The sequence below is a fragment of the Massilia sp. UBA6681 genome, assembly GCF_002454935.1.
Classification (GTDB): Bacteria; Pseudomonadota; Gammaproteobacteria; order Burkholderiales; family Burkholderiaceae_D; genus Telluria; species Telluria varians.
Map to the genome: position 1 here is coordinate 1 of NZ_DKJX01000041.1, position 8,361 is coordinate 8,361.

At 67.1% G+C, this 8,361-nt stretch carries 6 protein-coding genes; 2 read left to right on the forward strand and 4 right to left on the reverse strand.

Annotated features, from left to right (window positions below; all coding sequences use genetic code 11):
- Positions 1 to 311 precede the first annotated feature (311 nt).
- The gene (locus B2R83_RS05540) at positions 312 to 2,426 is read left to right on the forward strand and encodes a TonB-dependent receptor family protein (RefSeq protein ID WP_292038940.1); all 2,115 of its coding nucleotides are present in this window, start codon (positions 312 to 314) and stop codon (positions 2,424 to 2,426) included.
- Between the two features lie 21 nt (positions 2,427 to 2,447).
- On the opposite strand, the gene B2R83_RS05545 is transcribed toward B2R83_RS05540, so the two are convergent.
- The 3 genes from B2R83_RS05545 to B2R83_RS05555 all read right to left on the reverse strand — a co-directional run bounded on the left by B2R83_RS05545 (position 2,448) and on the right by B2R83_RS05555 (position 6,023).
- Positions 2,448 to 3,932, reverse strand: coding sequence for a DUF3482 domain-containing protein (locus B2R83_RS05545; RefSeq protein WP_292038954.1), 1,485 nt, complete (start codon positions 3,930 to 3,932; stop codon positions 2,448 to 2,450).
- Positions 3,933 to 3,937: 5 nt separating this feature from the next.
- Complete coding sequence (locus B2R83_RS05550) at positions 3,938 to 5,431, reverse strand: DUF2868 domain-containing protein (RefSeq protein ID WP_292038944.1); 1,494 nt, start codon at positions 5,429 to 5,431, stop codon at positions 3,938 to 3,940.
- A gap of 148 nt (positions 5,432 to 5,579) precedes the next feature.
- Positions 5,580 to 6,023, reverse strand: a complete 444-nt coding sequence (locus tag B2R83_RS05555; RefSeq protein ID WP_292038947.1) for a hypothetical protein — start codon at positions 6,021 to 6,023, stop codon at positions 5,580 to 5,582.
- Between the two features lie 223 nt (positions 6,024 to 6,246).
- Between B2R83_RS05555 and B2R83_RS05560 the strand changes: the two genes are divergently transcribed.
- A complete protein-coding gene (locus B2R83_RS05560) occupies positions 6,247 to 7,452 on the forward strand; it encodes a M20/M25/M40 family metallo-hydrolase (protein WP_292038950.1) in 1,206 nt (401 codons plus the stop codon).
- Between the two features lie 8 nt (positions 7,453 to 7,460).
- On the opposite strand, the gene aqpZ is transcribed toward B2R83_RS05560, so the two are convergent.
- Positions 7,461 to 8,210, reverse strand: a complete 750-nt coding sequence (aqpZ, locus tag B2R83_RS05565) for an aquaporin Z (RefSeq protein WP_292038952.1) — start codon at positions 8,208 to 8,210, stop codon at positions 7,461 to 7,463.
- Between the last annotated feature and the right edge of the window lie 151 nt (positions 8,211 to 8,361).

Genomic DNA, 8,361 nt, shown 5'->3' on the forward strand with positions numbered 1-8,361 from the left:
GTGTTCGTCAGCAGCAGAGAAGTGAAATTATGCAGTGTTTCGCTTAACTCGTCAACCCCTCGTTCGCTTCGTTGCAGATTTCCCTGCTGACCTTGCTAACGCAACCACTTGATTCCGTTAAGCTTTTTCGATCGTGCCTTGCAGCGTTCCCGAAGCGGACGCGCACTATAGCAAACGCCGACGGAGTCCGCAAGCCCCCCTGCCCGGACGTGCTGGCGGGTGCGGTGCGTGTCGGTTTTGGCAATGCCGGGTATATTGCGTGCCAAACCAGCATGCCGGTCGCACGGGTGCCATGAGCTATTGGAGAGTAGATGAAGCACCCGCTATTTTGCCGCACCGCCATCGCCGCGGCATGCATGTCGGCCCCACTGTGCGCGATCGCCCAGGACGCGCGCGCGCCCATCAATGTCGTGGTGGTCAGCGCCACCCGCTCCGCACATACGAGTTTCGACCTGCCCGCCGCGATCGACATCGTCGACGCATCCCAGCTGCGCGACACCCAGCCGCGCGTGAACGCTTCCGAAGCCCTGGCCGCGGTGCCGGGCCTGGTCGCGCGCGACCGCCAGAACTATGCGCAGGACCTGCAGATCTCCTCGCGCGGCTTCGGCGCGCGCTCGGCCTTCGGCGTGCGCGGCGTGCGCCTGGTGGCGGACGGCATCCCGGCCACCATGCCCGACGGCCAGGGCCAGGCCGCGACCTTCAACCTCGACATCGCCGAGCGCATCGAAGTGCTGCGCGGTCCCTTCTCCGCCCTGTACGGCAACCACTCCGGCGGCGTGATCCAGCTGTTCACGCGCGATCCCAAGGGCGCGCCTTCCATCGAAAGCAGCTTCTCAAGCGGCAGCGACGGCCTGCGCAAGCTCGACGTGAACGCACAAGGCAGCAGCGGCAAGCTCGGCTACCTGCTGGACGCTTCGCGCTTCGAGACCGACGGCTACCGCGCCCACAGCGCCGCCGCCCGCGACCAGGCCTATGCCAAGCTGGTGGTCGAGCCAAACAAGGACAGCCGCCTGGTGCTCACCGCGAGCGGACTGCGTCAGGACGATACCCAGGATCCGCTGGGCGTCACCTGGGCCACCTGGCAGCGCGACCCGCGCGCCGGCGAGACCGATACGACCGACACCCAGTCGCCCCAGCGCACCCTGGCCGAGCGCTACGACACCCGCAAGAGCATCGACCACCAGCAGTTCGGCCTCACCTGGGAACAGCGTTTCGGCCCCGACCGCCTGCTGGTGACCGCGTATGGCGGCAACCGCCGCGTGATCCAGTACCAGTCGTTCTCGCGCGGCTTCCAGGCCCCGCCCACGCACTCCGGCGGCGTGGTCGATTTCGACCGCGACTTCCACGGCATCGACGCCAACTGGCGCGCCGTGCGCGAGCTGGCCGGGGGCACGCTGCGCGCCACCGTCGGCCTGGAAGTGGCGCGCTCGCGCGACGATCGCCAGGGCTTCGAGAATTTTGTCGGCAATACCTTCGGCGTGAAGGGCAATTTGCGACGCGACGAACAGAATGAAGTCAGTAGCGTCGACCCTTACGCCCAGCTCGAATGGGAACGCGGACCCTGGGTACTGACAGGCGGCGTGCGCCGCAGCCGCATCAGCTTCGACGTCACCGACCGCTTCCTCGCCAACGGCAACGACAGCGGCAGCGTCGACTACCGCCACACCTCGCCGCTGGTGGGCGTGCTGTACAAGGTCTCGCCCTCGCTGAACCTGTATGCCAGCGCCGCGCGCGGCTTCGAAACCCCGACCCTGAACGAATTGTTTTACTCGGGCACCGGCGCCGGCTTCAACTTCCGCCTCGGCCCCGCCATCGGCAAGCACCTGGAGGCCGGCGTCAAGGCCATGCTGATGCCGGGCGTGCGCGTGAATGCCGCCGTGTTCCAGGTGCGCACCGAGGGCGAGCTGGTGGTTAACAGCTCATCGGGCGGGCGCACCAGCTACCGCAATGCCAGCGCCACCCTGCGCCAGGGCGGCGAACTGTCGCTGGATGCGGAACTCGGCGGGGGCTGGAACGCGCGCCTTGCGCTCACGGCGCTGCGCGCCACCTACGAGGAAGGCTTTGGCGCCGTGCCCGAGGGCAGCCGGCTGCCGGGCATCCCGAAGACCAGCTTGTACGGGGAGTTCGGCTGGAAGGAGCAGTCCGACCGCTTCGGCGCCGCGCTGGAGACGATCGCAAACAGCCGCGTCTATGCGGAGGACACGAATACCGCCACGCCGGCGCCGGGCTATGCCATCGTCAATGCGCGCGTGCAGGCCAGCCAGCAAGTGAAAGGATGGCGGTTCAAGCAGTTTGCGCGCCTGAACAACCTGTTCGACCGCGATTACGTCGGCTCGGTCATCGTGGGCGACGCCAACCGCCGCTATTACGAAGCCGCGCCCGGACGCAACTGGATCCTGGGCGTCAGCGCGCAGTACCAGTTCTAAGTACTCGCCCTTGTCGAGTACTTAGGCTTTTACGATCTCGGCCGGCGCAGGCAGCGCGACGCCGGGATACAGCTTGGCCAGCGTCGCGTCGGTGGCGGATCGAAGCACGGCTTCCACCAGCTTGACCGCCGCAGCCTCGTCCGGCGCGGCGCGCACCGACTTCCACAAGTCCGGATGCGCGGCCGCGTGCTCGGCCAGGGCCCGCTCGACTTCCTCCTGCCAGAAGGCCGGCGCTTCGCCTTCGACCCAGTTGCCGCGCCCGCGGCCGAAGTGCGCCACCGCCAGGTAGCGCAGCACGGCGCTCACCAAGAGCGACTGCAGGAAGGGATCGGCGAACTGCACCCCCGGCTTGTCGCGGTCCGTCCTCTGGTTGAAGCCCCAGGCAGCGCCGGCCATCGTCAGGCCGCCGACGATCGCGCCCAGCAGCGCCCCCGCCCCCATGGTCAGGCCGCCCGCCATCATGTCGGCCGACAGTCCCGTCGCCGCGCCCGACACCACCGCGCCGAGCAGGCCGGCCTGGGCCTTGTCCACCGGCGCGTGCACCGCGAAGTTGTCGCGCACGCGCGCATTGATGGTCAGCGCCTGGCCCGGATCGATCCGGTGCAGGGCCAGCAGGCGCGCCGTCGCGCCGTTGATGCGGGCGTTCAGGCGCTCGACCAGCGCCGCCATCGCCAGCTCCTGCCGCCGCTGTTCGTCCTTGCCGATGCCGACCGCCTTGAGCGCGCTGCGCAGCATGCCGCGGCCCTCTTCCGCAATCGGTTCGACATCGCGCGCGGCCGCCGCCAGCTGCTCCGCCGAGACGCGCAGCGCGCCCAGGTAGCGTTGGCGGTTGGCGGCGGACCAGGCCTCGAGCAGGCGCGCATAGCCGGGCCGCTTCTCGTCGATGACCAGGCGTCCGATCGCTTCGTAGAACACGTGCTCGTGCACCCAGCAGCGCGCAAAGGCGTCGAGCGGCAGCACTTCCTTCACCACCGGGAACTGGGCCAGGTGCTGGCGCCAGCGCCCCTGCTCGCCGGATTCCTCGGCGCCGGGGCGCGGTGGTCCCATCTGGTTGAGCAGCACGGCGACCGGCTTGCCGAGCCACTCGAGGATCTTCATCTCGGACGGCAGGTAGCCGGCGTCCTGGGGCGATTCGGAAGAGTTGACCAGGTAGAGGATGACGTCGGCTTCTTCCTTGGCGGCGCGCAGCGCCTGCTGGCTGAGCCAGAACGGGCGGTCGCGGTAGCGGTCGAACACCTCGCGCAGGAACCAGCCGATCGGGTTGCCCGCCATCGACAGGCGTTTCAAGAGGCGTACCGAATCGCCGAAGCCCGGCGTGTCCCACAGCACGAGGTTGTCGCCGGCCTCGCTGCGCTGCAGCGGGTGCGCCTCGGCGAACTGGGTCACGTGGGCGGCGTCGCGCACCTCGCCCACGTCCATGCCGACCAGCGTGCGCGCCAGCGTCGTCTTGCCGTTGTTGGTGTGCGAGACCAGCGCGAACTGGATCTTGACCGGTTCCGGGTTCATCGCGTTCATCGCAGCTCCGGCAGTGACAGGCCGGCGCCCAGCTCGAGCGGATGCTTGTCGGGCTGGAGCAGGTTGACGAAGGTGGCCGAGGTGCCGTGGAAGCTGCAGAACTGGCGCCACAGCGCGCTGCGCTCGGCCACGCGCGCGGCATTGCCCTGCTGCTCGCCGATGCGCTCCACCAGGGGCGACTCGTCCACCAGGACGGCGACGCCGCGCTTCACGCGCTTGCTCAGGTAGTCGAGGAAGGCGCCGTGGTTTTCCTTCTCGGGCGTGGCGGCAAGGCTGAACAGCACGGCGGTGACGGTGACGCCCGCTTCGTCGAGCGCGGTGTCGCGCAGGGCTTCCTTCGGATCGATGCCATAGGCGGCCGTAGGACGCAGCTGGACGCGCGCCTGCGCACCGAGCGCGCTCGCCGCGATCGCCCACAGGCCGCGGTCGCGCGCTTCGTCGAGAGTGTAGCTGTAGGGGAGCACGCGCAGCAGTGCCGGCGCGCCGGCGCCGATGCTGTCCGCCAGCTTGCGGTAATAGGGCTGGTCGAGGTCGAGCGGAAAGCTGCGCGCCAGCCGCCTTGCGCGCCAGGCGGCGAAGCCGGCCAGCAGCAGGCGCGGCAGCACGACCAGCAGCAGCAAGGTCGCGCCATACAGGTGCACCCAGCGCTCGCCGCTGGCGGCATTCACCATCCGGCCGAAGCGCAGCAATTCGATCTCGGTGAGCGAGAAGCCCTGCAGGAAGTGGAACACGCTCATCGCCGGCATGAACAGCCAGGACAACAGGGTGTGGACCTGGCGGCCGTCGAGGAAGGTGCTCTCCCAGCCGACCACGTATTGGGTCAGCAGGCCGCGCGCATACAGCGAAGCGATGGCGCCGAGCGCAAAGAAGGCCGCGGCAAGATGGATGCTGCGGCTCAGGCGCGCACGGGTCAGCGGTTCGCTCAGCGCGGCCCACTCCCCCATGAAAACAGCGATGCCCTCGGCCAGCGGCGCCGGCAGCTTGCGCGGCACGGCGGCCTTGCCCACGCTCAGGCGGCGCAGCAGATTCGGGCTCGCCCAGCCACGCCGTTTGCCGGGCGCGATGACCCGCATCAGCGCCGACACCAGCATGAACAGATAGACCAGCAGGTTCCAGCCGATGATCAGGAGGAAGGGTGCGGAGAGCAGGTCGACGCGGTGCGGGTCGGCGATGCGGTCGATGGCCGCGCCCGAGACGAAGGCCAGGAAAGGCAGGGCCAGCCAGACGCCGCCCAGGCCCAGGCGGCGCTTGGCGAATGCGCCGAAGGCGGGCGAGCGTTCGCCCAGGCGTTTCAGGATCTGCTCGGAGCGCTGCTGCAGGAAATGCTGCTGGGTGACGGCGCTCTTGCTGTCGGCCGCCTGCCAGGCGGCGAGTTCCTTCGCGCTGCGGCTTGCGTACTTGCGGTCATCGTCGCTCAGCACCGTGTGATTGACGTCGGCGGACTCGATGGCGCGTACCAGTACGACATTGCGTGCGACCTGTTCGTTCATGCTTCTCCTGTCATGGTTGAAATGCCAAGGCTACAGGTGCATTGTGCCGCAGTTTGGGACGGAACATCGTTCCCGCGCTGCTTGCGGTCGGCGTCGAGGCGTAAAAAAACCCGGGAAACCCGGGCTCGCAATGTGTTTGCGCCGGCGTTCAGCTGCCGGGATTCTTCTTGTTCGGCTTGCTGCCGAAGTCCGACGCCGGCTGGTCGGGCCGTCCCTGCAGGCCTTTCGCTCCCCCCACGCCGGAGTCCGATTGCTGCGAACCTGCATGCTGGTATTGCTCCATGCCGCCCGCACCGGATTGCTGGGCTTCACCCAGGCGATTCTGCTCGGCCTGCGCCTGCATGCGCTGGCCGCGCTGGCGTGCGCTCCAGCCCTGGTGGACCGAGCCGGCGCCACCGCGCTGGCCGCGGCCGCTCGTGTCCGACTGCTGCGAACCGGTGTTGGCCATCGGGAAAGGCGATTCTGGTCCGCCGCGCATCACGGCGCCGGGTGCGCGCGTCTGCATGCTCCCTTCCGCAACCGTCACGCCTTTCGGCTTGTGAATACCGCGCGAACGGTTGTCGCCACCCAGGCTTTTTTCCTTCGATTTCATGATTCCTCCTTCGCTTCGCTGAACCGATGGACCGATCATGCGCGCCGAAACAGTGGGGCTGTATAGGAGAAGACTCCGAGCCACTGTAGGAATCGCCGCACGATTACCGTTCAGCTAGCGGAAGGTGGACAGGGCAAGACTATTCTGAATACCTTGAGGTGTGGCAAATGCTTGCTAGAACAGACTGCTAGCATTTTTGCTTGCCATGCCAAGGGGAAATACGATGAAGTCCGGCCTGCCCAAGCTCTGCCTGTTGTTCGCCCTTTGCCTCAGCCTTGCCGCGAGCGCCGGCCCGTCGATGAAACGCAGGGCCTGGATCACCATCGGCGATGCGGCCTATCGGCAAGTCAAGACGATCGCCCCCGATGCGGTGTCGATCGACAGCCGCCAACTGCCTGCGGAAAAGGTACACGCCATCGTCGTCGATGAAGGCAGGCTCGCGAAGATTGCCGGCGCCATCCACCAGCGCCTGGGACAGTGCGGCGGCTACATGTATCACAGTAGCGAAGCCGAGGCCCGTGCGGCGCTCGACCGGCGCCGCGTCCTGGCGCCGGCGCGCGCATATGCGATCGCTCAACGCGAACTGGTCGAGCCCATGCTGGCGGGCATGCAGGAGAAGCAGATCGAGGCGAGCATCCTGAGCCTGAGCGGTTTTACCAACCGCTATTTCCGGAGCCAGTCGGGTGTCGACGCATCGAACTGGCTGCTGGCGACCTGGCGCGAACTCGCTGCCGGCCGCGCGGACATCTCGGTGATGCAGGTCCATCACCAGGGCTACCCCCAGCCGTCGGTCAGCCTGACCATTGCGGGGTCGGACCTTGCGGAAGAATCCGTGATGGTCGGGGCGCACCTGGATTCGATCATCGGTATCGGGATGAGCGAGACGGCACGCGCGCCGGGCGCCGACGACGACGCGTCCGGCGTGGCGAGCATGACCGAGGCCCTGCGCGCCATGATTGCAAGCGGCTACCGTCCGCGCCGCACAATCCAGGTCATCGCCTACGCGGCGGAAGAAGCGGGATTGCGTGGCTCGCAAGAGATTGCGCGCCAGTTCAGGCAAGCGGGCAGGAAGGTCGCCGGCGTGCTGCAGCTCGACATGACAAACTACAAGGGTGCGGCACACGACATCTACCTGATCACCGATTACACGAACAGCCAGCAGAACGCCTTTCTCGCCCAACTGATCGGCGCCTACCTGCCCGGACTCACGGTCGGCTACGACAGGTGTGGGTACGGCTGTTCCGACCACGCGAGCTGGGATGCGCAGGGCTATCCGGCGTCGATGCCCTTCGAGTCATCGATGGCGCGCGACAACCCGCACATCCACACATCGAAGGACACCCTGGCCAACTCGGGCAACCAGACTGCCCACGCACTGAAATTCGCGCGCCTGGCGGCAGCCTACATGGTGGAACTGTCCGCCAATTAGCTGGCCGGTCAGGTATGGGGAACCAGTCCGCTCTCCGGCCCCGGCTGCCCGCTCACCACAGGTTCGCTCAGGTCGCGCTGCAGGACGGTCCGGTACAGCACCCCGGCAAGGGCGCCGCCCAGGAGCGGCGCAAGCCAGAACAGCCATAGTTGCGCGATTGCCCAGCCGCCGACGAACAAGGCCGGGCCGGTACTGCGCGCAGGATTGACCGAGGTGTTGGTGACCGGAATACTGACCAGGTGCACCAGGGCGAGCGCAAGACCGATGGCGATGCCCGCAAAGCCCACCGGCGCGCTCGCATGGGTTGCGCCCAGGACCACGAGCACGAACATGAAGCTCATCACGAGTTCGCATACCAGTGCCGCCTCGAGCGAATAGTTTCCTGGCGAGTGGCTGCCGTAGCCATTTGCCGCAAACCCTGCCTGGACGTCAAATCCAGCCTTGCCGCTCGCGATGAGGTACAGGACGGCGGCAGCCGCAACCGCGCCGGCCACCTGGCTGACCATATAGGGCGCGAGATAGCGCGCGGGGAAGCGGCCGCCCGCCCACAAGCCGAGGGAGACGGCAGGATTGAAGTGCGCTCCAGAAATCGGGCCAAGCGCATAGGCGCCGGTCAGGACGGTCAGGCCGAATGCGAGCGAAACGCCGGCGAGGCCAATGCCTACCTCCGGGAAGGTGGCGGCCAGAACTGCGCTGCCGCAGCCACCCAGGACCAGCCAGAACGTGCCGATGAATTCCGCAAGAAGTTTGCTGAACATGATGTCCTCCGCAAGTCGCCGGGCGGCAGTCTGCCGAACTCCATCCATGTATTGTAGGTGCGGTCAAAATTGACAACGAAGGAAGGATTCTGGACTTTGATGTATCGCAAACGTCCTGCGCGCGGAGCTAGTGAAGATTCGCAGTGCGAAT